The sequence below is a fragment of the Bordetella ansorpii genome, assembly GCF_900078705.1.
Taxonomy (GTDB): Bacteria; Pseudomonadota; Gammaproteobacteria; order Burkholderiales; family Burkholderiaceae_B; genus Bordetella; species Bordetella ansorpii_A.
In genome coordinates this window covers 102,903-128,510 of sequence record NZ_FKIF01000008.1, presented here as the reverse complement: position 1 = coordinate 128,510, position 25,608 = coordinate 102,903, and the positions used below count along the sequence as shown (strand labels likewise).

Here is a 25,608-nt window from a genome sequence, read left to right as displayed (position 1 = left end):
TGGCGCATCAAGCGGGGCGGCTTGCCCGCCCCTTCAACTGCCCCGCGAAGAAACACCCCAGCACCGGCAGCAACCCTGCCGCGATGCCGAACAGCACGCCCGGGCCGCTGGCATCCACCACCGGCCCCGCCAGCGCCACGCCCGCCGCCTGGCCCATGAACAGGCACGACGCGAACCATGCCACCGCCGTGCCGCGCGCGGCGGGCACCATCTGCGTGGCGTTGGTCTGCAGCGTGGCGTGCAGCAGGTAGTAGCCGAAGCCCGCGAACACGCTGGCCGCGATGGCCCAGTGCCACGACGGCCCCAGCAGATAGAACAGGAAGGCCAGGCACAGCACCAGGCCGCCGGCCAGGGCCAGGCCGCGTTCGCCCAGGCGCTTGAGCACCCTCTGCGCCACCACCGTATAAAGCAGCCCGCCCAGCGCATATACGGCCACCACCGCGCCAGCGCTGGTCAGGGACAGGCCGAACTTCTCGTGCAGATAGGCCGGAGCGAACGCCAGGGCGCCGAACACCAGCACCCCTTCGATGAAGACGGTGAACAGCACCACGCGCGCCCACGGCACGCCGAGCACCCGCCGCGCCTGGGCCACGAAGCCGCCGCCCGCGGCCGTGGCCTGCGCAGGCGGGAAGACGCCCTGCTCGCGCTGGCGACGCAGCTCGCGCACCAGCAGCATGCCCACCGCCAGATAGCCGAGCACCAGCGAACCGAACGCCCAGCGCCAGCCCAGGGTTTCCGCGAACAGGCCGCCGGCCAACTGGCCGCACGCCATGCCCAGGATGGTGCCCGTGAGGAAACGTGCCAGCGTGGCCTGCCGGCGTTCATAGGGAACGTTGTCGCCGATCCAGGCCATCGACAGCGGCACGATGCCCGCGCCCGCCGCGCCGGACAGCGCGCGGCAGACCACCAGCAGGTCCAGCGACTCCGCCAGCACAGCGCCCGCGCTGCCCAGCGCGCACAGGAAGGTGGCCACGCAGACCACGCGGTACTTGCCGTAGCGGTCGCCGACCGGACCGAAGAACATCTGCAGCACGCCATAGGCCACCGCGAAGGCGGTGACGGCATGCGCCGCCTGGCCGGTGGTGGTGCCGAACTCGGTCGCCAGCAGCGGCAGCATGGGATCGCAGATGCGGAACGCGCAGGCGCTGACGAACGCCGCCAGGGCCAGCAACAGGATGGCGCGGGTTTCCGAAGACGGCGTGGACATGGGAGCGCGGGCGGTAAGTGGGCGGAAGTCCGCTACCTTACCTCAGGCGCGTGCGCAGCAGCAGACGGGCATGCGCCGCGAGCGTGCGGAGCATCGAGCGTGTCAATTGGGCAGGCGGTAGCCCGGCGACATGCGCCTGGCGACCAGCACCTGGCCGTTGCCGCGGATCTCGCGCAGCTTCAACTGGCTGCGGTCGACTTTCTCGACGCGGTAGCTGTTGGTGTAGATGGGATCGGCCACGTCCACGGCGTCGCCGTTGGATTCGGTGGTGCGCATGGTGTAGACGCCGTCGGCCACCGTCCAGCAGCCGGATTCGCGCAGCGCGGGACGGGTCTTGCGGCCCACTTTCATCTGGGTTTCGTAGGTCATGCGGCCATCGGGCGACAGCACCGTGAGGGCCTGGAGATCGCCCGCGAAACCGCGCGGGCGGGATACCGAATACCAGGTGCCGACCATCGGGTCGTCGCTGCGCACGGGAGTGCAGCGTAACGGTTCGGCGGCGGCGGCCACGGCGGGCGAAGACGCATCCGACGGCTTGGAGGCCGTGGGTTTCTGGACCGCGCAACCGGCCAACACCAACCCGGCGCACAGCGCGCCGGCCAAAGGCAAGAACGAACGACTCATGACTTCCTCGGGACCACTGCCCGGATGACTTGCCGCACGCGTGATGCGATGCGGCCTTACAAGGAAGCACTCTAAAGTAGCGTGGTGGCGCAGCGCAATGGATAGGCCGCGCGCGCGATGCGAGTTGTGCAATTGCGCAACAGTCGCCGCCTTCACTCGTAACGTTTGCCTTGTTCCAGCAGCTCGGGCGTGCCGATGACGGCGTTCAGGCCGTCGAAGTCGAGCATGCGGTCGCGCCACGGCGAGGTGGTGCCGTGTTCGCGCAGGCTGCCGTAATAGCCTTGCAGCATATGGGCCACGGCGCGCATCGTGCCGCCCGGGAAGATCACCAGGCGAAAGCCACGCCCGCCCAGCGCGCGGGCGCTTTCCACGGGCGTCTGGCCGCCTTCGACCATGTTGGCCAGCAGCGGCACGCGCGAGGCGAAGCGCGCGCAGGCGGCGTCCATCTGCTCGGAGGTGCGCAGCGCCTCGATGAACAGTGCGTCCACGCCGCACTCCAGGTAGCGCTCGGCGCGCTCCAGCGCGGCGTCCAGGCCCTCGATGGCCAGCGAATCGGTGCGCGCCAGGATCAGCGTATTCGGATCGGTGCGCGCATCCAGCGCGGCGCGCAGCTTGCCGCACATTTCCCGCACCGGCACGACCGACTTGCCCGACAGGTGGCCGCAGCGCTTGGGAAAGCCCTGGTCTTCCAGCTGGATCATGGCGGCGCCGGCGCGCTCGAAGCCGCGCACGGTGCGCTGCACGTTCAGGGCATTGCCGAAACCGGTGTCGCCGTCGACGATGACCGGCGTGGACACGCGTTCAGTGATGCGCGCCAGGGTCTCGCACACTTCGGTGTAGGTGGTCAGGCCCACGTCGGAGCGGCCCAGCGCGGTATAGGCGATGGATGCGCCCGACAGGTACAGCGCCTCGAACCCGGCCTGCTCGGCCACCAGGGCCGAGAACGCGTCGTAGACGCCGGGCGCCAGGATGGTCTGGCCGGCGGCCAGCTTGGCTTTCAACGTAGTGGGATTCATATCGCCTTCATGGGATGGCGCGCCAGTTCGCCCGAGGCGAGCCGGCGCTTGAGCTGGTTGAGCAGGCCGCCGGCCTGCACCATGTCCAGCAGGAAGCCCGGAATGGGCTCGCAGGGCAGCACGCTGCCGTCGGCCCGCACGACCGACGGGCCGTCCAGGTCGATGCGCACGCGTTCGCCCTCTTCGATTTCCGTGGCGCGCGCGCAGGTCAGCAGCAGCAGGCCCACGTTGAACGCATTGCGGAAGTACAGCCCGCTGTAGGCCGGCGCGATGACGGCATGCACGCCCAGCGCGACCAGCGCGGCGGCCGCCTGCTCGCGCGACGAGCCGATGCCGAAGTTCGGGCCCGCCACCAGCACGTCGCCCGGCCGCACGCCGCCGGCGAACTCGGGGCGCACGCCTTGCAGGCAGTGCCTGGCGATTTCGTCGATGCCGAACTTCATGTAGGCGCCGGGCGCCAGCTGGTCCGTGTCGACGTCATTGCCGAGTTTCCAGGCGCGATGGCCTGTTTCCACCTGGGAGGTCATGTTGTCGGTGTTCACGCCATCACCTCGCGGGGATCGGCGATGCGGCCGGCCAGTGCCGACGCGGCCACGGTGTACGGCGAAGCCAGGAACACGCGGGCGGTGTCCGCGCCCATGCGGCCCTTGAAGTTGCGTGCCGTGGTCGAGATGACGTTGGCGCCTTCCGGAATGGAACCGCCGTAGCCGGAGCAGGCGCCGCACGAGGTGGGCAGCACCGTCGCGCCGGCCCGCACCAGGCGCGCCATGACGCCCTCGCGCTCGGCTTGCTGCTGGTCCTGCAGGCTGGCCGGCGCCACCATCAGGCTGACGCCCGCGGCCACGCGGCGGCCCTGCAGCACCTGGTCGGCGGCGCGCAGGTCTTCGAGCTTGGCGCCGGTACAGGCGCCGATGTAGGCAGCCTGGATACCCGTTCCCGGATAGTCCTGCACGTCGGCCGCGTTGGCCGGGCTGTGGGGCGCGGCGACTTGCGGCGCCAGCGTGCCGGCATCGAAGTCATACCATTCGGCCACCGCGCCGGCGTCGGATTGCCAGGCCGAGACGTCGGGAACGCGGTCCTCGGGCACGCCGGCCTCGCGCAGATAGCGCACGGTCAGTTCGTCCGGCGCGACCAGCCCCACCTGCGAACCCAGTTCGGCGGACATGTTGGACAGCGTCATGCGCTCCTGCATGGACAGCGCCCGCACGGCTTCGCCGCAGAATTCCACGGCCTGGTAGCGTCCGCCGCTCATGCCGAAGCGGCCGATCATGTGCAGCGCCATGTCCTTGGCGGTGACGCCCGGACGCAGCCGGCCGTTCCAGCGCATCATCAGCGTCTGCGGCACCTTGATCCAGATCTCGCCGCTGGCCACCACGCCCAGCATCTCGGTGCTGCCGACGCCGAACATATAGGCGCCGAACGCGCCCCCGGTGGGCGAATGCGAATCGCCGCCCACGCAGAACATGCCTGGACGGATGTGGCCGTGCTCGGGCACCACCACGTGGCAGATGCCGACCGAGTCGTACACGTGCGGCAACGCCTGGTCGTGCGCCCAGTCGCGGGCGATGCGCACGATGCGGCGCGATTCGTCATCGGACTCGGGCACGTAATGGTCCATCACCAGCACGACCTTGGAGCGGTCCCACAGGCCCGTGCCCAGCTCTTCGAGCATGGGCTTCAGGCGGCGCGGCCCGCTGGAGTCGTGGAACATGGCCAGGTCGACCCCGCAGTTCAGGATCTCGCCGACCTGGACCGCGTGGCGGCCGCTGGCGGCGGCCAGCAGTTTCTGGGCCAGGGTCTGGGCCGGCCCGGGCGACCCGCCCTTCAGGGAATTCGTTGAACTCATGGGCTACCTCATTCATGAAGCGGCGGACTTGCCGGCCCCCGCGGGCAGCCAGTTCGGCTCGCCCGGCGTTTCATGGGCCCGCATGTCCATGCGGTATTCGTAGCGGTCGGGGCGGTACAGCGCATGCAGCAGCTCGACGGGCCGGCCCGATGCGTCGCGCACCAGGCGGCGCAGGCTCAGCAGCGCCGACCCCACCGGCACCTCGAGCAGCGCGGCCTCTTGCGGTTCGGCCAGCGCGGCCGAAATGGCCTGCTCGGCATGCGCGACCTGCACGCCCAGATCGCGGAAGATGCCCAGGATCGGGCGCGATCCCAGGTCGTCGCGGCGGATGCGCCGTCCGATGTCATCGGGCACGTAGGTCGTCAGGTGCGAGAACGGCAGGCCATCGTGGCTGCGTACGCGCACCGAGCGGTGCACGGGCGCGCCCGGCTCGAGTTCGAGCCGCAGCGCCACGGCGGGCTGCGCCGTTTCGACCTGAAGATCGATCAGGCGCACCTGCGTCTGCATGCCCATGTCGGCCAGGTGAGCCATCAGGGAATCGATGTCGGATTGGTGTCCGCCGGACGGTTGCGGCGCGGGCGCGGCGAAGGTGCCCCGGCCCTGCCGGCGCTTGACCAGGCCCTCGGCCTCGAGCGCCTCCAGCGAGCGCCGGATGGTCAGGCGCGACACGCCGTACTCCGTGGCCAGGGCGTTCTCGCCGGGCATCGGCGCGTCGCCGGAGAAATCGCCCGCCGCCAGCCGCTGCTTCAGCAGCAGATAGATCTTGTGATACAGGGGAAGCGGACTGGCGGACACGGATGGGGACTCCTGGCGCGCCCGCTTATTCGGGCTTGGCGCCGGTGAATTGCACCAGTTCGGCGTAGCGGTCGATGTCCTTGGCGATGAAATCGCGCAGTTCCTCGGGGCTGCTGCTGACGGCCGTGGCGGATTCCGCTTCGAGCATGGTGCGGAAGGCCTGCGTGTCGACGGCCTTGCGGGCCGCGGCGTTCAGAGCCTTCAGCACTTCCGGCGGCAGGTTGGCCGGACCCAACAGGGCGAACCAGGCGTTGGATTCGAAACCCTTGATGGTATCGCCAATCGGCGCAACGCCCGGGTATTCGGCCAGCGGCTTGGTGCTGGTGACGCCCAGGGCCTTGACGGTGCCGGCCCTGATGTGCGGCTTGGCGGTGACCGAGCTGGTGAACATCATGTCCACCTGGCCGCCCAGCAGGTCGGTCATGGCGGGCGCGGTGCCCTTGTACGGCACGTTCAGGATGTCGAGGCCGGCCATCATCTTCAGGCGCTCGCCGGCCATGTGCAGCGACGAACCCAGCGCGCCGATGGCGGTGGTGTACTTGCCGGGGCTGGCCTTCACCACCTTCAGGAACTCGGGCATCGAGCTGGCCGGGAAATCCTTGCGCGTGACCAGCAGGCTGGGCACCGAGGCCAGCATGCTGATGGGCGTGAAGTCCTTTTTGGTGTCGAACGGCAGGTTCTTGTACAGGCTGGCGTTGATCGAAAAGCTGGTGAAGGTGACCAGCAGCGTATTGCCGTCGTTCTTGCTCTTGGCCACGTAGTCGGCGGCGATGTTGCCGCCCGCGCCCGGCCGGTTCTCGACCACGAAGGTGCGCTTCATGTCGGTGCCCATGTGCTGCGCGATGGCGCGCGCCACGATGTCGGTGGTGCCGCCCGCAGGCGCGCCCACGACCAGGCGGATGGGAGCATTGTTCTGGGCCCAGGCGGGGGCCGCGGAAGTGAAGAATGCGGTCAGCAGAACGCCGCCGATTGCCGTGCGCAGGAACGGTGTGGACACCATTGTCTCCTATATGGTTGTATTGATAACAATACAAGTATACAGGTGGGATGGCGAGACCGCCAGCGCGCAAGCCTCCCTCCCGCCGGCTTACTTATAGCGGCAATCGCACTTCGTGCTTGATCTCGCGCAGCGCCACGATGGTGCGCGTCTGGCGGATGCCGGGCAGGTTGAACAGGAAGCGGTGCAGGAACTGGTCGTAGGCCTCGGGGCTTTCCACCAGAATCTTCAAGAGGAAATCGGAGTCGCCGGTAACGGCATAGCACTCCATGATCTCGGGTGCGTCGCGCACCGAGCGTTCGAAGTTCTCGACCGTGCTGGCCGCGTGCCGTTCCAGGCTGATCTGCACGAACATGCAGCCCGGCAGCCCCGCCTTGTGCCGGTCGACCTGCGCGCTGTAGCCGCGGATGACGCCGCCAGCCTCCAGCGCCTTCACGCGCCGCCACACCGGCGCGGCCGACAGCCCCACCTTGTCGGACAGCTGCTGCGCCGAGGCCCGCCCATCTTCCTGCAATGCCCGCAGGATTCCCACGTCGGTCTTGTCCATCTCCGCCCTCTTTTCGGAAAAACGAAATGTTCATTTCGAATTATAGGGATAGCACGGCTACACAACGCAATAAACCGCAAGCCTCGCGAACCTATCATGGCTACACACAATCGGAGACTCACGCCATGGACGGCACGCCCCTGCCCCCGCCCTCGATCGACCTGGAATACCAGCTCTCGGACAACCTGACGCGCACCCACGGCCGCGTCTTCCTGACGGGCACCCAGGCGCTGCTGCGCATGGTGCTGACCCAGCGCCGCCTGGATCGCGAACGCGGCCTGAACACGGCGGGTTTCGTCTCCGGCTATCGCGGCTCGCCCCTGGGCGGCGTGGACATGGCCATGTGGAAGGCCAAGAAGCTGCTGGACGAGAACCAGGTGCGTTTCCTGCCCGGCATCAATGAAGACATGGCCGCGACCACGGTGATGGGCACGCAGCAGGCCGGCATGCGCGCGGACCGCAAGGTCGATGGCGTGTTCGCCATGTGGTACGGCAAGGGGCCGGGCGTGGATCGCGCGGGCGATGCCCTGCACCACGGCAACGCGGCCGGGGCCTCGCGCCACGGCGGGGTGCTGATGGTGGTGGGCGACGACCACACCGCGGTGTCCTCTTCCATTCCGCACGCCAGCGAAGCCTCGCTGATCGGCTGGCAGATCCCGGTGGTGCACCCCGCTTCGATCGACGAGTACGAGACCTTCGCCCTGTGGGGCTGGGCGCTGTCGCGCCATGCCGGCACGTGGGTCGCCTTCAAGGCCGTATCCGAGACCATCGAGTGCGGCGAATCCTTCGAACTGCAGCCGCCGCGTGTCTACGACATGCCGGAAGACCCGGAACTGCCGCGCGAATCGCTGGAATACTCGGCGCGCGACTTCCTGTCGCTGGCCGTGGAAACACGCATGAACCTGCGCATGCGCGCCGTGCGCGCCTTCGCGCAACGCCACAGCATCGACCGCCTGGTCTGTCCGGCGCCGTCGGCCACCGTGGGCATCGTCACGGTGGGCAAGGCGCATCTCGACGCCATGGAAGCACTGGCGCGCCTGGGCGTGGACACCGTCACCGGGCAGGCGCCGGTGCGCATCTACAAGCCCGGCCTGACCTGGCCGATGGATGCCGGCCGGCTGCGCGAGTTCGCGCGCGGCCTGCGCCATATCCTGGTGATCGAGGAAAAAGGCGCGGTCGTCGAAAGCCAGATCAAGGACCTCCTCTATAACGAAGCCGAGCGCCCCTCGGTGGCCGGCAAGACCGGGCTGGACGGCGAACCGCTGGTAACCTCGGCGGGCCAGTTGCGCCCTTCGCTGCTGGCCGCGCCGCTGTCGGACTGGCTGCTGCGCACCACGGGCCTGCGCGTGGGCGGCCGCGAAGGCTTCGATTGCCAGCAGCCGCTGTCCAACGAGGCCGACGGCATGAAGCGCCGCCCCTACTTCTGTTCGGGCTGCCCGCACAGCACCTCGACCAAGGTGCCCGAGGGCAGCCAGGCGCTGTCCGGCGTGGGCTGCCACTACATGGCCGCGTGGATGGACCGCGACACCGGCGGCCTGACGCAGATGGGCGGCGAAGGCGCCGACTGGATCGGCCTGGCGCCCTACATCGGCATGCCGCACGTGTTCCAGAACATGGGTGAAGGCACGTATTACCATTCGGGCTACCTGGCGATCCGCCAGGCCGTGGCCGCGCGCGCCAACATCACCTACAAGATATTGTTCAACGACGCGGTCGCCATGACGGGCGGCCAGCCGGTCGACGGCCCGATCTCGGTGCCGCAGATCTGCCAGCAACTGCGCGGCGAGAACGTGGCGCGCATCGTCGTCACCACCGACGAGCCCGAGAAGTACCGCGGCATCGACCTGGGCGCGGGCATCGGCGTGCACCACCGCCGCGAACTGGATGCCCTGCAGCGCGAGCTGCGCGAAACGCAGGGCGTGACGATCCTGATCCACGATCAAACGTGTGCCGCCGAAAAGCGTCGGCGCCGGAAGAAAAATCAGTTTCCCGACCCCGCCCGCCGCATGCTGATCAACAGCGCGGTATGCGAGGGCTGCGGCGACTGCGGCGTGCAGTCCAACTGCCTGTCGGTCGTGCCGCTGGAAACGCCGTATGGCCGCAAGCGCGCCATCGACCAGTCCAGCTGCAATAAAGACTATTCGTGCGCCGAAGGCTTCTGCCCCAGCTTCGTCTCGGTGCTGGGCGGCAAGCCGCGCAAGAGCGCGGCGCCCAAGGCCGACCTGGAACGCCTGCAGGGCCGCATCGCGGCGCTGCCCGAACCGGACCTGATGCAGCTCGATCGCCCCTACCGCCTGCTGGTGGCGGGCATGGGCGGCACCGGCGTCATCACCATCGGCGCCATCGTGTCCATGGCGGCGCACCTGCAGGGCCTGTCGGCCGCGGTGCTCGACCTGACCGGCCTGGCGCAGAAAGGCGGCACGGTGGTCAGCCACATCCGCCTGGCGCCCGCCGGCACCCCGGCGGGCCCGGTGCGGCTGGACTGGCAACAGGCCGACGCGGCCATCCTGTGCGATCCGGTGGCCTCGGTGGCCCCGGACTCGCTGGGCGCGCTGCGCCACGGCCACACCCGCGTCACCGTGAACACCTACGTGGCGCCGGTATCTGACTTCACGCGCAACCCGGATGCCCCGCTCAACCAGGAAGCCCTGCTGGCCAAGATCCGCCACGCCGCGGGCGGCACCGGCGTGGCCGCCCTCGATGCCCACGCGGCCGCGATGGCGCTGTTCGGCGACAGCATCCTGTCCAATATGTTCATGCTGGGCCATGCCTGGCAGCGCGGCGACGTGCCCATCGGCCTGGCCGCCATCGCCCGCGCCATCGAATTGAACGGCGTGGCCGTGCAGGCCAACCGCTCGGCCTTCGATGCCGGCCGCCTGGCGGCGTACGAACCCGCGTCGCTGGAAGACGTGTTGCGTCCCAAGGCGCAAGTTATTCAACTGCATGTGCCTGAGACTTTCGAGAAGGCCGTGCAGCGCCGTGAAGCCGACCTGCTGGCCTACCAGGACGCGGCCTATGCCCGGCAGTACCGCGATCTGGTCGACCGCGTGGCCGCGCGCGAGCGCGAACTGGATCCCGCCGCCCGCACGCCGCGCCTAGCGATGGCCGTGGCGCGCAGCCTGTTCAAGCTGATGGCCTACAAGGACGAATACGAAGTGGCGCGCCTGTATACCGATGGCGCCTTCCGCGCGCAGCTGGAAAGCCAGTTCGAAGGCGACTACACGCTGCAGTTCCACATGGCCCCGCCGCTGTTCGCCCGCAAGGACCCGCGCACCGGCGTTCCGCGCAAGATCGCGCTGGGCGCCGGCACCGAACGCGCCATGCGCGTGCTGCGCCGCCTGAAGGGCCTGCGCGGCACCTGGATGGATCCGTTCGGCCGTACCGAAGAGCGCCGCACCGAACGCGCGCTGATCGGCGAATACCGCAAGGCCGTGGACATCCTGCTGGCCGGCCTGACCGCCGACAGGCTGCCCGAGGCCGTCCGCATCGCCGGCCTGGCCGAGACGGTGCGCGGCTACGGACACGTCAAGGCCGCCAGCGTCCGGAAGTACCGCGACCAAATGCAACAGCGCTTACAGCGCTGGCAGTCGGGCCCGGCGCCGACCTTGCCCGAGGAGCAGCGTAAAATGGCGTGATGCCAGGGAAAACCCGGCAGCATTCAAGCCGCACGGCGCCTTCTGGCGCCGTCTTCTTTGGTTACAACTAAGACGCCCCGCTACCAACTTACCCGCTTGTTACCCTCCAGGCGGATCACTAGAATTAGTACCGCTGTAGGGGGTGGTACACTACATCTTGTGGTTGCATCATCAGCTGAACGCACCGGCCACGCATCCGGACCCGCAGTTCCGGCCTAGCAACCATCCCCAAATACGTACCCCATTTCTTTGGACTCGGCATTCGCCGCGTCCTTTCTCATTTCCGCTTTTCGCACAGGAGCTTCCATGCAGACTACGATCGCCTCTGTGACCCGGCCTTCGGCCGTGCCGCCCTCTTCGTCCGAATCGCCCGCAGCCGACGCGTCGGCCGCTGGCCAGTGGTCCAGCTACCACCTGATCCGCCGTAATGGATCGGTGGTGGGCTTCGAGCCCAGCAAGATCGCCATCGCCATGACCAAGGCTTTCCTGGCCGTCAACGGCGGACAGGGCGCGGCTTCCGCGCGCGTGCGCGAGCTGGTCGAACAACTGACCGCCCAGGTGGTCAACGCCGTGGTGCGCAACCGCCCGAACGGCGGTTCCGTCCATATCGAGGACGTGCAGGACCAGGTCGAACTGGCCCTGATGCGCTCGGGCCAGCACGACGTGGCGCGTTCGTACGTGCTGTACCGCGAGAAGCGCTCGCAGGAGCGCGCGCACGAGCAGCAGGAAAAGGCGGCGCCGGTCGCTGAAGAAGACTCGGGCATCAAGGTCGTCGACAACGGCGTGCGCCGTTCGCTGGACATGGCCGCCCTGCGCGCCACCATCGAGGCCGCGGGCGAAGGCCTGACGCAATACATCGACACCGAGACCATCCTGAAGGAGACGGTCAAGAACCTGTACGACGGCGTGCCCGTCGACGAGGTCTACAAGTCCGCCATCCTGTCGGCGCGCGCGCTGGTCGAGAAGGACCCGGCCTACAGCCAGGTCACCTCGCGCCTCTTGCTGCACACGATCCGCAAGGAAGTGCTGGGCGAGGAAGTCTCGCAAGCCGCCATGCAGTCGCGCTATGCCGACTACTTCCCCACCTTCATCCAGCGCGGCATCGAAGGCGGCCTGCTGGACCCCAAGCTGGCCGAGTACGACCTGACGCGCATCGGCGCCGCGCTGGACGCGCGCCGCGACCTGCAGTTCGGCTACCTGGGCCTGCAGACGCTGTACGACCGCTACTTCCTGCACATCCGCGGCACCCGCATCGAACTGCCGCAGGTATTCTTCATGCGCGTGGCCATGGGCCTGGCGCTGCGCGAGGCCGACCGCGAAACGCGCGCCATCGAGTTCTACCAGATCCTGTCCTCGTTCGACTTCATGAGCTCGACGCCCACGCTGTTCAACTCGGGCACCCTGCATTCGCAGCTGTCGTCGTGCTACCTGACCACCGTGTCCGACGACCTGGAAGGCATCTACGAAGCCATCAAGGAAAACGCGCTGCTGGCCAAGTACGCCGGCGGCCTGGGCAACGACTGGACCCCGGTGCGGGCGCTGCGCAGCCACATCAAGGGCACCAACGGCGAAAGCCAGGGCGTCGTGCCGTTCCTGAAGGTCGTCAACGACACCGCCGTGGCGGTCAACCAGGGCGGCAAGCGCAAGGGCGCGGTGTGCACGTACCTGGAGACGTGGCACCTGGACATCGAAGAGTTCCTGGAACTGCGCAAGAACACCGGCGACGAACGCCGCCGCACGCACGACATGAACACCGCGAACTGGATTCCCGACCTGTTCATGAAGCGCGTGATGGACAACGCCGAATGGACGCTGTTCTCGCCCTCCGACTGCCCCGACCTGCACGACAAGTACGGCCGCGCCTTCGAGGAAGCCTACCTGGGCTATGAAGCCAAGGTTGCCCGCGGCGAACTGAAGCTGTTCAAGAAGATGCCGGCCATCTCGCTGTGGCGCAAGATGCTGTCGATGCTGTTCGAAACCGGCCACCCGTGGATCACGTTCAAGGATCCGTGCAACATCCGCTCGCCGCAGCAGCACGTCGGCGTGGTCCACAGCTCGAACCTGTGCACCGAGATCACGCTGAACACCAACGACGCCGAGATCGCCGTGTGCAACCTGGGTTCGGTGAACCTGCCCGCGCACATGAAGCCCTCGGCCAACGGCGGCTTCGAACTCGACCACGACAAGCTCAAGCGCACCGTCGGCATCGCCATGCGCATGCTCGACAACGTGATCGACATCAACTATTACGCCGTCGCGAAGGCGAAGCAGTCGAACGAGCGCCATCGTCCGGTGGGCATGGGCATCATGGGCTTCCAGGATTGCCTGCACATGATGCGCGTGCCGTACGCCTCGCAAACCGCGATTCAATTCGCCGACGAATCGATGGAAGCCGTTTGCTACCAAGCGTATTGGGCATCGAGCGAACTGGCGCAGGAACGTGGCCGCTATCCTTCTTATGAAGGCTCGCTGTGGTCGCGCGGCATCTTGCCGCAAGACTCCGTGGCGATGTTGCGTGAAGAGCGCGGCGGCAACGTCGAGGTCGACGACTCGAGCAAACTCGATTGGACCTCGTTGCGCGCGCGCATCAAAGAACATGGCATGCGCAACTCGAACTGCATCGCAATCGCCCCAACCGCGACGATTTCCAATATCATTGGCGTATCTGCGTGCATCGAACCCACCTATCAGAACTTGTACGTCAAATCGAATCTCTCCGGCGAGTTCACGGTCGTCAACGATTACCTCGTTCGTGATCTGAAGAAACTCGGTCTCTGGGACGAAGTCATGGTCGCCGACCTCAAGTACTTCGACGGCAGCCTGTCCCGTATCGATCGCGTACCTGCAGAACTGCGCCAGCTCTACGCAACGGCGTTCGAAGTCGAACCGTCGTGGCTGGTCGAATGCGCATCGCGCCGCCAGAAGTGGATTGACCAGGCCCAGTCGCTGAACATCTACATGGCCGGCGCGTCGGGCAAGAAGCTCGATGACACGTACAAGCTTGCATGGCTGCGTGGCCTGAAGACCACCTACTATCTGCGCACCCTGGGCGCGACCAGCGCCGAGAAATCCACGGGCCGCGGCGGCGAGTTGAACGCCGTCAGCGCCGGCACCGCGACCGCGGCGGTTGCCGCGAGCGTGAGCAGCACTCAGCAGGCTCCCAACCTGCCTGAGCCCGAAATCGTCGGAGCGGCTTGCACCATGAGGCCTGGCGATCCTGGCTTCGAAGAATGCGAAGCCTGCCAGTAAGCCGCCACCGGAGAGATTGAATCATGCTGAATTGGGAAGACGAATCCACCCCCGCGCTGCAGCCGACGCAACCGTCGGCCTCGCCGGCTCCCGGCCGCAAGGCCGAGGAACCGGTGCGCGCCGCCACCGGCGCCTTCGGCGACTCGGCCCTGCCCGCGGCGACGCCTGCCGCGGCCGCGCCGACCGGCGAAGGTTCCGCGCTGCGCGTCAAGGTTGCCGACAAGCGCATCATCAACGGCGAGACCGACGTCAACCAGCTGGTGCCGTTCAAGTACAAGTGGGCCTGGGAAAAGTACCTGGCCACGTGCGCGAACCACTGGATGCCGCAAGAGGTCAACATGTCGCGCGACATCGCCCTCTGGAAGAACCCGAACGGGCTCACCGAGGACGAGCGCCGCATCGTCAAGCGCAACCTGGGCTTCTTCGTGACGGCCGACTCGCTGGCCGCCAACAATATCGTGCTGGGCACCTACCGCCACATCACGGCGCCCGAATGCCGCCAGTTCCTGCTGCGCCAGGCATTCGAGGAAGCGATCCACACGCACGCCTACCAGTACATCGTCGAAAGCCTCGATCTCGATGAGTCCGAGATCTTCAACGCCTACAACGAAGTGCCGTCGATCCGGGCCAAGGACGAGTTCCTGATCCCCTTCATCGAAGCCATCGCCGACCCGCACTTCAAGACGGGCACGCCCGAAGCCGATCAAACGCTGCTGAAGTCGCTGATCGTGTTCGCGTGCCTGATGGAAGGCCTCTTCTTCTACGTCGGCTTCACGCAGATCCTGGCACTGGGCCGGCAGAACAAGATGACCGGCGCCGCCGAGCAGTACATGTACATCCTGCGCGATGAGTCCATGCACTGCAATTTCGGCATCGACCTGATCAACACCGTCAAGCTCGAGAACCCGCACCTGTGGACGCCGGAATTCCGCGAGGAAATCCGCGACCTGTTCCGCGAAGCCGTCGAACTCGAGTACGCCTACGCCGAGGACACCATGCCCCGCGGCGTGCTGGGCCTCAATGCTCCCATGTTCAAGTCGTATCTGCGCTTCATCGCCAACCGGCGCTGCCAGCAGATCGGCATCGAGCCGTTGTATCCTCAGGAAGAAAACCCCTTCCCGTGGATGGCGGAAATGATCGACCTCAAGAAGGAACGCAACTTTTTCGAAACGCGCGTGATCGAATACCAAACCGGTGGCACGCTGAACTGGGAATAGCAGCTCCCGCAGCGCGGCGGCGAGGCCCTCGGCCTCACGCCATGGCCGTGTCCCGGCAAAGTTGCAGATGACGCAAGACCAAGCGGTAGGCGACCTCGAAGGCCGCCTGCCGGCGCCATTTGAAATGGCTCGCGCAAAAGTGCGGGGGCCATATCAAATGGCCGTGCCGAATTCATTAGCGCAAGCCGAAGTCGCTGTAGCCCGTACGGAACAGCGGCATGCGCCGATGAATAGCCCGACGTGCAATCCACCATCCGGTGGGGCGATACGCGGGCTTATGTTCTGGGACCCCTGAACCTAAGGAGCATGACCATGGCAACCGCCAAGAAGGCCGCCAAGAAGGCGGCAACGAAGCCCGCAGCCAAGAAGGCTGCAGTCAAGAAGGCTACCCCGGCCAAGAAAGTCGCGGCCAAGAAAGTAGCCGTCAAGAAGGTCGCCGCGAAGAAACCCGCGGTGAAGAAGGCTGCAGTCAAGAAGCCGGCAGTCAAGAAGGTTGCTGCCAAGAAGACCGTTGCCAAGAAGGCCGCCGTCAAGAAGGTAGCCGCCAAGAAGACCGTTGCCAAGAAGGCCGCCGTCAAGAAGGTCGCCGCCAAGAAGACCGTCGCCAAGAAGGCCGCCGTCAAGAAGGTCGCAACCAAGAAAGTAGCCGCCAAGAAGGTCGTCGCCAAGAAGGCGCCGGCCAAGAAGGCTGTTGCCGCGAAGAAGGCGCCTGCTGCCAAGAAGGCCACCGTTGCCAAGAAGGCGGCTCCGGCTGCAAAGAAGGCGGCTCCCGCTGCCGCCAAGAAGGCTCCGGCCGTCAAGAAGGCTGCCGCGAAAAAGCCCGCCGCCAAGAAGACTGCCGCCAAGAAGCCGGCTGCCGCCCCCGCCACGGCTGCTCCCGCAGTCAAGACCGCGCTGAACCCGGCGTCGTCGTGGCCCTTCCCGACCGGCGGCCGTCCTTAATCGGACTGCGTCACCGCGCCTGCAAGACCCCAAGGCCGCCTGGCAATGCCGGGCGGCTTTTTCATTTCACCATGACTCCAGTACCGCAGTTCGTTGGTACACGCCTAGACTCGATACAGCAGGTTTATCAATAACTTAGGCGAGTTCAACATATGCCGGTGCTTTCCGAAACCTGACCTGACTTCCCTGCTGGTGGCCCCTATGAGGCTCTTGGGAATCGGGTCTTTCCGAGGAGTCATCATGGCGAAGATCAAGCTCACCAAGTCCGCAGTCGATGCGGCACAACCCCAAGCGCAGGCTGTCGAACTCAGGGATACCCTGGTGCCCGGCTTCTTGTGCAAGATTACACCAGCAGGCCGCAAGGTGTTCATGCTCCAGTACCGGACGAATGCCGGGGAGCGCCGCAAGCCTGCCTTGGGCCTATACGGGGAATTGACCGTCGAACAGGCCCGCTCGCTGGCGCAGGAATGGCTGGCCCAGGTGCGCCGGGGCGGCGACCCAGCCGCCGACAAGGCAGCAGCCCGATCTGCCCCTACCGTTGCGGAGTTGTGCAAGAAGTTCATGGAGGATCACTCCAAGCAGCGCAACAAGCCCAGCACGCAGGTCGGCTACCAGAAGTGCATCGACAACAACATCATCCCGATGCTGGGCCGCATGAAGGTGCAGGACGTGAAGCGCCCGGACGTGGCGACGATGATGAAGAAGATGGCCCACAAGCCGGCCGACGCGAACCGCACGTTCAGCGTGATGCGCAAGATGTTCAATCTGGCCGAGGTGTGGGGCTACCGTCCCGACGGCACCAATCCGTGCCGACACGTCCCGATGTACCCCAACGGCAAGGCCACCCACCTCATCAGCGACGAGGAAATGGGCAGGCTGTTCCGGTATCTCGACTATCTGGAAAACGACGGGCTGGGTCTGGATCATGCCGTCCTGCCACTGGCGATCCGGTTGCAATTCGAGTTCGCCGGTCGGCGCTCCGAGATTGTCACGCTCCAATGGGATTGGGTGGATCTGGAGAACCGGCGCGTGGTCTGGCCCGACAGCAAGACCGGCGGCATGTCCAAGCCATTGAGCGAGGAAGCCTATCGGCTGCTGTCCACCGCGCCCCGCCAAGAAGGATGCCCGTATGTGTTTCCGTCACCGAACCATCCGGGGCAGCACATGACCACAGGCGAGTATTACGGCGGCTGGACGCGCATCCTCAAGCGCGCCGACGTGTCCCACGTGGGCACGCACGGCATCCGCCACCGCTCGGCGACCGACATTGCCAACTCGGGCATCCCGGTCAAAGTGGGCATGGCGCTGACGGCGCACAAGACCCTGGCGATGTTCATGCGCTACGTCCATACCGAGGACAAGCCGGTGCGCGAAGCGGCCGAACTGGTGGCGAACCGGCGCAAGACGATCACAGGCGTATCCCGCGCTGCGGAGGCGACGGCGTGACCGGTGACCATGCTCCCGCCTTGCCAGCCCCGATTGTCGTGTCGCTGTCACGACAATCGGGTGTGCCGCCTCTTGCGGGGCGGCTCCACGGCGACGCCTTGAAAACTATACCCGTTTCGGGTATAGTTAGGAGGTCAAGATGACGCGCATCCTCAAGCGGAAGGACTTTGCGCGGTGGCAGGCGAGCGAGAAGCTGCCCGATGCTGCCTTGTGCAAGGCGGTCACGGAAATGGAAAGCGGTCTGATCGACGCGGACTTGGGCGGCTCCCTCTACAAGAAGCGGGTGGCCCGCCCCGGCAGCGGCAAGAGCGGCGGCTACCGCACACTGCTGTCGGCCAAGATTGGTAGCTGTTATGTGTTCCTGCATGGGTTCCCCAAGAGCGACAAGGCAAACATCACGCAGGACGAGAAGAAGGCGCTGCAATTCGCCGGCAAGGTGTTCCTAGAACTGTCCGCCGAAGCCTTGGCGAAGGCATTGCAGTCAGGTGTTCTAGTGGAGGTGCATTGTGAGCAAGATCATTGAATCGCTGCGCGGCGACATGGCCGCACTCGTTGAGGCCGGCGCGATCGGCAAGGTGACGATGCGCGAGTTTGACGCCATCTGCCCGCCGCCGGTGCGGGAGTTCGGCGCGGCCGACATCAAGCGCCTGCGCGAAGCCTTGAAGTTCAGCCAGCCGGTGTTCGCGCTGCACCTACATACCTCGGCATCCACCGTGCGCAAGTGGGAGCAAGGCGAAACCCATCCCACCGGCCCGGCGCTCAAGCTGCTCAACGTCATCGCCGACAAGGGTTTGCAGGCCATCATCTGATGCCCGCATGGACGGCGATCAGACCGTCCAGATTCTCGTATCACTGATACGACAATTCCGCGCAGATCCCCCCATCACCAGCATCCGTGCGTCCCGGCGTGCCGCCGTCGGGTTCGCGGGCTGCGCCCCGTACTTCGTGCCGAATCACGGCCATCCGGCTTTGACCCCTGACGCCTTCGGCCCTCGCGGGCCTGCGCGCTGCGCTTGCCCAAAGCGGGTGTGTGCAGTAGGCGGGGGTAGGCGGTCTTGCTGTTCCCTTCACCGTACCACGGCGTTCTCGCCGTCAAAGGCTGCGCGCGCCGTGCGCGCTTGCGTCCTGGCGGCCGTCTTCGACCTTGTGACTGCTTGCGCTGCGCCGTGCTGAACCCGGTTCCGGGCAATTCCGCCCGAGCAACCGGAGCACGATCATGTCGCAACTGTCCTTTCCCTCGTTCGATTCCTTCCTCATGGTGCGCGATGCCCTGGGGCGCTATCTGCCGGCGTCGGCCGACGACATTCTGGAAGCCGCACGCCAGGTCATCGACCAGAAAATGCAGCGCGGTGCCGAGTTCACTTCGCCGGCAGCGGTCAAGGACTACCTGCGCACCAAGCTGGCCGGCTTCGAGCATGAAGTTTTCGCGGTGCTGTTCATGGACACGCAGCATCGGCTGATCGAGTACCGGGAGATGTTTCGCGGCACGATCGACGGCGCATCGGTGTATCCGCGCGAAGTGGTCAAGGAAGCCCTACGGCTCAACGCGGCAGCGGTGATCGTCAGTCACAACCATCCGAGCGGGAACCCGGAGCCGAGCGCGGCCGACCGGGCGTTGACCGCGCGGCTCAAGCAGGCGCTGGGCCTGGTGGACGTGCGCGTGCTCGATCACGTCATCGTCGCTGGCGGCGACACCACATCGTTTGCCGAACGCGGCCTGCTTTGAGCGAAGGGGCTTCGGCCCCTTTTTGCTGCGCCCGATTCCGGCTATGCCATTGCCCGTAGCCATGCCAGCAAATCAGCCTGCGGGCTATCGGGCTGCAAGGGCCGTGGCGACAACAAGCAGTAGCGCGAGCCGTCCTCCACGAAACCCAGCGGCGCGGCCAGCACGCCGCTGTCCAGATCGTCGCGCACCAGATGCCACGGGCCGACCGCCACGCCCAGGCCGGCCACGGCCGCCTGCAAGCTGAAATAGAAGTGCTCGAAGGTCTGCCCCTTCGCATCGGGTGCGGGCTGGCCTGCGGCCGCCGCCCACTCCGGCCACGCGCCCGGCCGCGTGCGCGTGTGCAGGCGCGGTGCGCCGGGCTTGAGCGCGGCGCCGGCCTTCTTCGCGGTGAACCAGGCCGCCGCCTTGTCGGGGCGGCAGACCGGGCCGACCTTCTCCGCGAACAAGGGTTCGGCGTGGTAGCCCTCGGGCCAGGGGAAATCGTCGCGGCGGATGGCCAGGTCGATGCCGCTGGCGAAGGAGAACGGCCCGCCACCGGCGACCAGGTGAACGTCGATCCCAGGATGCCGGGCCTGGAAGTCCGGCCAGCGCGGGATCAGCCAGCGCATCAGCAGCGTCGGCTCGCACGACAGCACCCAGCGCCGCCCCTGGCGGGCGCTGGCGCGCAGCTCGCCGACGGCCTGCCGCATCAGATCCAGCCCATTGCCCACGGCCCGCGCCAGCGTGCGGCCGGCATCGGTCAGGAACACGCGCCGGCTGCGCCGCTCGAACAGGGCCACGCCCAGCTCGTCTTCGAGCAGGCGCACGGCGCGGCTGACCGCGCCGTGGGTCAGGTGCAGATCCTCGGCGGCCCGGCTGAAATTCTCCAGCCGGGCTGCCGCCTCGAAGCAGCGCAGCGCCAGCAGCGAAGGCAGGCGCGAATCGCTCGATGGTGATTCCAGCTCACCATTCCTGTCAGAAAACATCGTTATTCACCGGGAGATGTTGTCGGTAGCATCTCGCTAATTCGTTGACCTTCGACAGGATACGCCATGACCGAACTGATAGCTGTCATCACAATCACCTTGCTGGCCGTCATCAGCCCTGGGCCAGACTTTGCGATGGTCACGCGCAACAGCCTGATGCTCTCGCGCCGTGCCGGTGTGCTGACGGCCTTGGGCATCGGTCTGGGCGTGCTGGTGCATGTCACCTACACACTCGTGGGCGTGGGCTTGCTGATCCAGCAGTCTCTATGGCTGTTCAACGCCATCAAGTTGGTCGGTGCCGTCTATCTGATCTATCTCGGCGTGAAGATGCTGCGCGCCAAGCCCAGCGGCGCGCTGGCCGACAGTACCGTGGCGCCGCTGTCGGATATGGCGGCTTTGCGTACCGGCTTCCTGACCAATGCGCTGAACCCGAAGACCACAGTGTTCATCGTCAGCCTGTTCATGCAGGTGGTGCGGCCCGACACGCCGCTGGCGGTGCAGATCGGCTACGGCGCATTCATCTCGGTTGCGCACATGGCCTGGTTCGGCCTCGTGGCGCTTTGCTTCTCGGCCGGGGCCGTGCGCGACCGGCTGCTGGCCGTGCGCCACTGGATCGACCGCGCCTTCGGCGGGCTGCTGGTCGGCTTCGGTGTCTTGCTGGCGGTGGCGCGCGGGGCGCGCTGACCGCGCGGAGCATCGCGCCGCCTTGCGGCGTCTCGTCCAATATGAAAACGCTGTCTCGGATTTCCGAGACAGTGTCTGGGAAATTCAGTTCATCGAAGGTTCGTGGAAGAGATGGGGGGTCTTGCTGTTCCCTTCATCGTGCCACGGCGTTCTCGCCGTCAATGGCAGCGCGTGCCTACACGCTTGCGGCCTGGCGGCCGTCGTTGACCCCCTGACTGCTTGCGCTGCGCCGTGCCCCGGAAGGGTCGGGCAATTCCGCCCGGCAACCTTTCTGGAGATCAATGCCATGAGCAGCCATCACGATTGGATCATCGAAATCACGGCGCAGCACGATGCGCTCAAGCCGTTCGCGCCGGAGAACAGCCAGCCTTTGCGCTTCAACATCGGCGACGCGGTGATCTACACGAACGAGGCCGGTTTGCAGTTCCGGCGCCGTGTCACCGGGTTCTACCAGCCTGCTGGGCCTTCAGGGCTGTACGCGCTCGGTGCGCGTTATCTGCTGAACTCGTCATCGCCTTTGATGCCGGTTTCGGAATCCTGCCTGCGCTCTGATGACTCGGCCTGATTGACGCCTTCGCGCCCCGACGGGGCGCTGCGCGCTGGCGCTTGCCCTCCAGGGGAAAGCCCTGCGGGCTATCCCCGCCGCGCTTTGCTTGGCACCCCTGCACGCTCGCCGCCCCGGCTGCGCCGGCGCGGCAATACCGATGCCGCAAAGACTGCTTATCAACCACAGAAGATCCACGCTGCATCTCCACGACTGCATGGGCGTCCCCGGCCAAGAAACATGGCCGGTCGCGCTGTCGTGCTGCGCATCGAACCCCCTGCGGGGTTTCGCCCCTGACGGGCTTCCATCGTTCCCTCGCTCCGCTCGGCTGACGCCTCCGGCCCGGCTTCCAGATCCGGGCCTGCGCGCTTCGCTTGCCGTGCGGTTCGTCACACAAGGGCGGCCGTTGCCATGTCCAGCCGTCTCCCCTGACTTCATCACCTTGTCCGCGACCGTAGCCCGCTTCCATGTGCCGTCAAGGCGCGCAGGGCCGTGTCCTCGGCTGCGCCTGCGGGCCGCACCAACCCCGCGCTTGTTTCCTTGACGGCCCCCGTCCGCGCGCTCCTTTGGCCGCGGGCGATGAACTCAGGAAAGACGGTGGCAACAGGGCCAACCGGGTTCCTCGTGCCGACCGCACCGAACAGCCGAAAGGCTGGGCTCCGAATCTAGGAATCCGGTGTGCGGTGTGAACAGCAAACCCTTTTCGTCAGGAGAAAGACCATGCAACTCGCATCCCGATTCGCTTCCCGTTCCCCCTCGCTGCGCAGCGACTACCCGCTGACCGATGACCAGATTCACCGCGTAGCGCCGTCCATCTTCGCGGACGCGCCGCATGAAAGCCGTTCGCAGCGTTACGCCTATATCCCCACCGCCGCCGTGCTGGCCGAGCTTCGCAAAGAAGGGTTCCAGCCCTTCATGGTGACGCAGACCCGCGTGCGCGACCAAGGTAAGCGCGAGCACACAAAACACATGCTGCGCCTGCGCCACGCCAGCCAGATCAACGGCGCGGAAGCCAATGAAATTGTGTTGCTGAACTCGCACGATGGCACGAGCAGCTATCAGATGCTGGCCGGAATGTTCCGATTCGTGTGCAGCAATGGCCTTGTGTGTGGCGACACCGTGGCCGATGTGCGTGTGCCCCACAAAGGCGACGTGGCCGGTTCCGTCATCGAAGGTGCTTACGAAGTGTTGAGCGGCTTCGACCGGGTGAAGGAATCCCGCGACCTGATGCGCGGCATCACGCTGGACGAAGGCGAGGCCGAAGTGTTCGCCCGCGCCGCGCTGGCCCTGAAATACGACGACCCGGACAAGCCCGCACCCATCACCGAATCGCAAATCCTGATGCCGCGCCGCTTTGATGACCGCCGCCCGGACTTGTGGAGCGTGTTCAACCGCACGCAAGAGAACCTGACCCAAGGCGGCCTGCGCGGGCGCAGCGCCAACGGACGCCGGCAGCAAACCCGCCCGGTGCAGGGCATCGACCAAAACATCCGACTGAATCGCGCCCTCTGGCTGCTGGCCGATGGCATGCGCCAGTTGAAAGCCTGATTCCCCACGCGGCAGGGGCAGGCAGCAGCCCTTGCCGCATCCCTCGCTGCTGCATCCCTGAACCGTTAGGAGTTATCACCATGAACGCCATTACCCAAACCGAAGCCCGCGCCCTCAACACCGCCGCCGCTATCCCGCTGGAAACCGCCGACCCGACCAAGAACCTGATTCTTGTCCCTCTGTCGCGGCTGGTGTCGCGGCCGACTGGCCGCAACGTGCGCAAGACCCCGCGCATGTCCATTCCCGAACTCGCCGCCAGCATCCAGCGTGTCGGCCTGCTGCAAAACCTCATCATCATTGCCGCCGCCGATGGCGAGCATTACGAAGTGGTGGCCGGTGGCCGTCGCCTCGCCGCGTTGAAGCTGCTGGCGAAGAAGCACCGCATCAGCAAGGAATGGGAAGTGCCTTGCCTGCTGGTGGCCGATGGCACCGCCCGCACGGCCAGCCTCACCGAGAACGTGCAGCGCGAAGCCATGCACCCCGCCGACCAGTTCGAGGCATTCGCCGCGCTGGTGGCCGATGGCCGCAGCATCGAGGACATTGCAGCGGATTTCAGCGTCACGCCGCTGGTGGTGCAACGCCGCCTGAAACTCGCCAACGTGTCGCCGCGCCTGCTGGCCGACTACCGCGCCGATGCCGTCGCGCTCGACCAGCTGATGGCCCTTGCCATCACCGACGACCACGCCGTGCAGGAAAGCGCCTTCTACGATGCGCCAACGTGGCAGCGCCAGCCGTCCGCGCTGCGCGACCGTCTGACCGAACGCGAAATCGACGCCTACCGGCATCCGCTGGTGCGCTTCGTCGGGCTGGACACCTACGACGCCGCAGGCGGCGGCATCCGCCGCGACCTGTTCGCCGAAGGCGATGCGGGCGTGTATCTGACCGATGCCGCGCTGCTGGAACGGCTGGCGCAAGACAAGCTGGCAGGCATCGCCGCAGAGGTGAAGGCCGAGGGATGGGCATGGGTGGATGCCACGCCCGGCACGACCCATGCCGACCTGCACGCCTTCCAACGCGCCCCGAGGGAACGCCGCGAACCGAACAAGCGCGAAGCCGCACGCATCGAGAAGCTGCAAGCCAAGCTGCACGAACTGGCCGAGGCCGTGGATGCCGCGCTGGACGCCGACGACGAGGAAAAGGCCGATGCCTTGCAGGAGGAAGGCGAACGCCTGGGCGAGCAGTTGCAGGCGCTGGAAGATGGCTTGCAGGACTACGGCGCGAACGTGAAGGCGGCAGCCGGTGCCATCGTCACCATCGACCGCAGCGGCGAAGCCGTGGTGCATCGCGGCCTGATGCGCGAAGCCGAAGCCAAGGCGCTGCGCACGCTGGAACGGCTGCGGCAGGGTTTCGGCGGCACAGAAGCCGAGAACGACGACGAAGGCGAGGACGGAGACAGCGAAGGGCAGCCCAAGACCGCCGCCATGTCTGACAAGCTGGCGCAGCGGTTGAGCGCCCACCGCACCACCGCGCTGCAAATCGAAGTCGCCCGGCATCCGCAAGTGGCGCTGGCCGCGCTGGTGCATGGCATGGTGCAGACCGTCTTGCAGGAAAGCCACTACGGGCACGACCTGCCGCTGGGCGTGAGCCTGAAAGTGCAAGACCGGCTGGAAAGCCTTGCCCCGGACGTGTCGGAATCGCCTGCCGCCGTGGCGCTGCGCACCTTGCAGGAAGTCGCGGGCGAAGCCTTGCCGGAGGACAGCGCCGAACTATTCGCCGCGCTGGTGGCGAAGTCGCAGGATGAACTGGTGCGGCTGCTGGCCGTGTGCGTGGCTTCCACGGTGGACGTGGTGACGCCCCGCGCTACGACGCAGCAACCGGGCGCGGAACTGGCGCAGGCTGTCGGCTTGGACATGGCCGCATGGTGGAAGCCCACCGCTGACGGCTATTTCCAGCATGTGCCGAAGGCCGCAATTCTGGAAGCCGTGGAGCAGTACGCCCCGGTGCACGTCACCCGGCTGGCGAAGTTGAAGAAAGGCGACATTGCCAGCGAAGCCGAGCGGCTGGCCGATGGCACCGGCTGGATGCCCGCCATCTTCCGTGCCGAAGCCCCGCAGCAGGACGCGCAGGACGTGACGGCGGACGAGGAAGCCGAACCGCCGGAGGAAGTCGCCGCCGTGGCGGATGAGCAGCCGCAGGCCGAGGCACTGGCCGCGTGACCTTGCACCACAGATAGCGCCCCGGTTCCGGCCGGGGCGCTTCATGCCGAGGATTCCCCCATGAGCCACGACACCACGAACCGCCCCCGCATGGCCGCGACCTACGCCCCCGGCACGGTACGCGCCCGCCGCTGGCATGGCGCTGGCGACGTGCGCGGCTACCGCCCGCCTCGCGGCTGGACAGCCCGCGCCGCCCTGACCGACCTGCACCCCATTACGGGCCGCGCCTTGCCGCGTGCCGTGTGGTGGATCATCGAAACCAAAGAATAGGGAGCAGCCCGCGCCCAAGCCGTTCCGTCTTGGGCGCGGGGAATGCCAAAAATCCGGGCGCGGTCGTGGCCGCGCCCGGTGTTCAAGGCCCAAAGCCAGAGCGCCCCTGCGCCGCCTTCGGGCAGGCGACGCAGGGGCGGCGCACAAGTAGCCTTGTGCGCGAGAAACCCTCGAAGCCCATCAGTGCGTCGGCG

The 25,608-nt window shown here is 66.6% G+C and carries 22 protein-coding genes; 13 read left to right on the top strand and 9 right to left on the bottom strand.

Annotated features, from left to right (window positions below; translation table 11 throughout):
• Nucleotides 1-7 precede the first annotated feature (7 nt).
• The 8 genes from A6745_RS21205 to A6745_RS21170 form a co-directional block, all read right to left on the bottom strand.
• Nucleotides 8-1,207, bottom strand: coding sequence for an MFS transporter (locus tag A6745_RS21205; RefSeq protein WP_066131666.1), 1,200 nt, complete (start codon nucleotides 1,205-1,207; stop codon nucleotides 8-10).
• 102 nt (nucleotides 1,208-1,309) lie between these two features.
• Complete coding sequence (locus tag A6745_RS21200) at nucleotides 1,310-1,831, bottom strand: hypothetical protein (RefSeq protein WP_066131663.1); 522 nt, start codon at nucleotides 1,829-1,831, stop codon at nucleotides 1,310-1,312.
• A 152-nt stretch (nucleotides 1,832-1,983) separates the two neighbouring features.
• A complete protein-coding gene (locus tag A6745_RS21195; RefSeq protein WP_066131662.1) occupies nucleotides 1,984-2,847 on the bottom strand; it encodes an isocitrate lyase/PEP mutase family protein in 864 nt (287 codons plus the stop codon).
• A complete protein-coding gene (locus A6745_RS21190) occupies nucleotides 2,844-3,374 on the bottom strand; it encodes a LeuD/DmdB family oxidoreductase small subunit (protein WP_066132306.1) in 531 nt (176 codons plus the stop codon). Before A6745_RS21190 ends, A6745_RS21195 begins: the two co-directional genes overlap by 4 nt.
• Nucleotides 3,375-3,385: 11 nt before the next feature.
• Nucleotides 3,386-4,693: a 3-isopropylmalate dehydratase large subunit gene (locus A6745_RS21185; RefSeq protein ID WP_066131660.1), complete on the bottom strand. Its 1,308-nt coding sequence runs from the start codon at nucleotides 4,691-4,693 to the stop codon at nucleotides 3,386-3,388.
• Nucleotides 4,694-4,705: 12 nt separating this feature from the next.
• Nucleotides 4,706-5,488, bottom strand: a complete 783-nt coding sequence (locus A6745_RS21180; RefSeq protein WP_066131659.1) for a GntR family transcriptional regulator — start codon at nucleotides 5,486-5,488, stop codon at nucleotides 4,706-4,708.
• Between the two features lie 25 nt (nucleotides 5,489-5,513).
• Entirely contained in the window at nucleotides 5,514-6,488 is a 975-nt protein-coding gene (locus A6745_RS21175) for a Bug family tripartite tricarboxylate transporter substrate binding protein (protein WP_082853208.1), read from the bottom strand.
• Nucleotides 6,489-6,579: 91 nt separating this feature from the next.
• Nucleotides 6,580-7,032, bottom strand: a complete 453-nt coding sequence (locus A6745_RS21170; protein ID WP_066131658.1) for an Lrp/AsnC family transcriptional regulator — start codon at nucleotides 7,030-7,032, stop codon at nucleotides 6,580-6,582.
• A gap of 125 nt (nucleotides 7,033-7,157) precedes the next feature.
• Here A6745_RS21170 and A6745_RS21165 point away from each other — a divergent pair, with 125 nt between their 5' ends.
• The 8 genes from A6745_RS21165 (at nucleotide 7,158) to radC (ending at nucleotide 19,247) form a co-directional block, all read left to right on the top strand.
• On the top strand, nucleotides 7,158-10,667 hold the full coding sequence (locus A6745_RS21165) for an indolepyruvate ferredoxin oxidoreductase family protein (RefSeq protein WP_066131656.1): 3,510 nt from the start codon (nucleotides 7,158-7,160) through the stop codon (nucleotides 10,665-10,667).
• 306 nt (nucleotides 10,668-10,973) lie between these two features.
• Nucleotides 10,974-13,916, top strand: a complete 2,943-nt coding sequence (locus A6745_RS21160) for a ribonucleoside-diphosphate reductase subunit alpha (RefSeq protein ID WP_066131655.1) — start codon at nucleotides 10,974-10,976, stop codon at nucleotides 13,914-13,916.
• A 23-nt stretch (nucleotides 13,917-13,939) separates the two neighbouring features.
• Nucleotides 13,940-15,133, top strand: a complete 1,194-nt coding sequence (locus tag A6745_RS21155; RefSeq protein WP_066131652.1) for a ribonucleotide-diphosphate reductase subunit beta — start codon at nucleotides 13,940-13,942, stop codon at nucleotides 15,131-15,133.
• A gap of 312 nt (nucleotides 15,134-15,445) precedes the next feature.
• On the top strand, nucleotides 15,446-16,075 hold the full coding sequence (locus A6745_RS21150) for a histone H1-like DNA-binding protein (protein ID WP_066131650.1): 630 nt from the start codon (nucleotides 15,446-15,448) through the stop codon (nucleotides 16,073-16,075).
• Between the two features lie 240 nt (nucleotides 16,076-16,315).
• Nucleotides 16,316-17,521, top strand: a complete 1,206-nt coding sequence (locus A6745_RS21145) for a tyrosine-type recombinase/integrase (RefSeq protein WP_066131648.1) — start codon at nucleotides 16,316-16,318, stop codon at nucleotides 17,519-17,521.
• 139 nt (nucleotides 17,522-17,660) lie between these two features.
• Entirely contained in the window at nucleotides 17,661-18,044 is a 384-nt protein-coding gene (locus A6745_RS21140) for a type II toxin-antitoxin system RelE/ParE family toxin (RefSeq protein ID WP_066131645.1), read from the top strand.
• The gene (locus tag A6745_RS21135; protein ID WP_066131643.1) at nucleotides 18,028-18,330 is read left to right on the top strand and encodes a helix-turn-helix domain-containing protein; all 303 of its coding nucleotides are present in this window, start codon (nucleotides 18,028-18,030) and stop codon (nucleotides 18,328-18,330) included. The genes A6745_RS21140 and A6745_RS21135 overlap by 17 nt, the downstream gene beginning before the upstream one ends.
• A gap of 407 nt (nucleotides 18,331-18,737) precedes the next feature.
• Nucleotides 18,738-19,247 carry a RadC family protein gene (gene radC / locus A6745_RS21130; RefSeq protein ID WP_066131641.1) on the top strand — a complete coding sequence of 170 codons (510 nt, stop codon included), beginning with the start codon at nucleotides 18,738-18,740 and terminating at the stop codon, nucleotides 19,245-19,247.
• A 41-nt stretch (nucleotides 19,248-19,288) separates the two neighbouring features.
• Here radC and A6745_RS21125 read toward each other — a convergent pair whose 3' ends face one another.
• Entirely contained in the window at nucleotides 19,289-20,212 is a 924-nt protein-coding gene (locus A6745_RS21125; protein ID WP_066131639.1) for a LysR family transcriptional regulator, read from the bottom strand.
• Nucleotides 20,213-20,278: 66 nt separating this feature from the next.
• Between A6745_RS21125 and A6745_RS21120 the strand changes: the two genes are divergently transcribed.
• The 5 genes from A6745_RS21120 to A6745_RS21100 all read left to right on the top strand — a co-directional run bounded on the left by A6745_RS21120 (nucleotide 20,279) and on the right by A6745_RS21100 (nucleotide 25,414).
• Complete coding sequence (locus tag A6745_RS21120; RefSeq protein WP_066131638.1) at nucleotides 20,279-20,896, top strand: LysE family translocator; 618 nt, start codon at nucleotides 20,279-20,281, stop codon at nucleotides 20,894-20,896.
• Between the two features lie 286 nt (nucleotides 20,897-21,182).
• On the top strand, nucleotides 21,183-21,461 hold the full coding sequence (locus tag A6745_RS21115) for a hypothetical protein (protein ID WP_066131636.1): 279 nt from the start codon (nucleotides 21,183-21,185) through the stop codon (nucleotides 21,459-21,461).
• 699 nt (nucleotides 21,462-22,160) lie between these two features.
• The gene (locus tag A6745_RS21110; RefSeq protein ID WP_066131634.1) at nucleotides 22,161-22,988 is read left to right on the top strand and encodes a DUF932 domain-containing protein; all 828 of its coding nucleotides are present in this window, start codon (nucleotides 22,161-22,163) and stop codon (nucleotides 22,986-22,988) included.
• An 80-nt stretch (nucleotides 22,989-23,068) separates the two neighbouring features.
• Nucleotides 23,069-25,144 (top strand): ParB/RepB/Spo0J family partition protein, encoded by a 2,076-nt coding sequence (locus A6745_RS21105; protein WP_066131632.1) that lies wholly within the window; start codon nucleotides 23,069-23,071, stop codon nucleotides 25,142-25,144.
• A 60-nt stretch (nucleotides 25,145-25,204) separates the two neighbouring features.
• Nucleotides 25,205-25,414 (top strand): hypothetical protein, encoded by a 210-nt coding sequence (locus tag A6745_RS21100; RefSeq protein WP_043154546.1) that lies wholly within the window; start codon nucleotides 25,205-25,207, stop codon nucleotides 25,412-25,414.
• Nucleotides 25,415-25,608 lie beyond the last annotated feature (194 nt).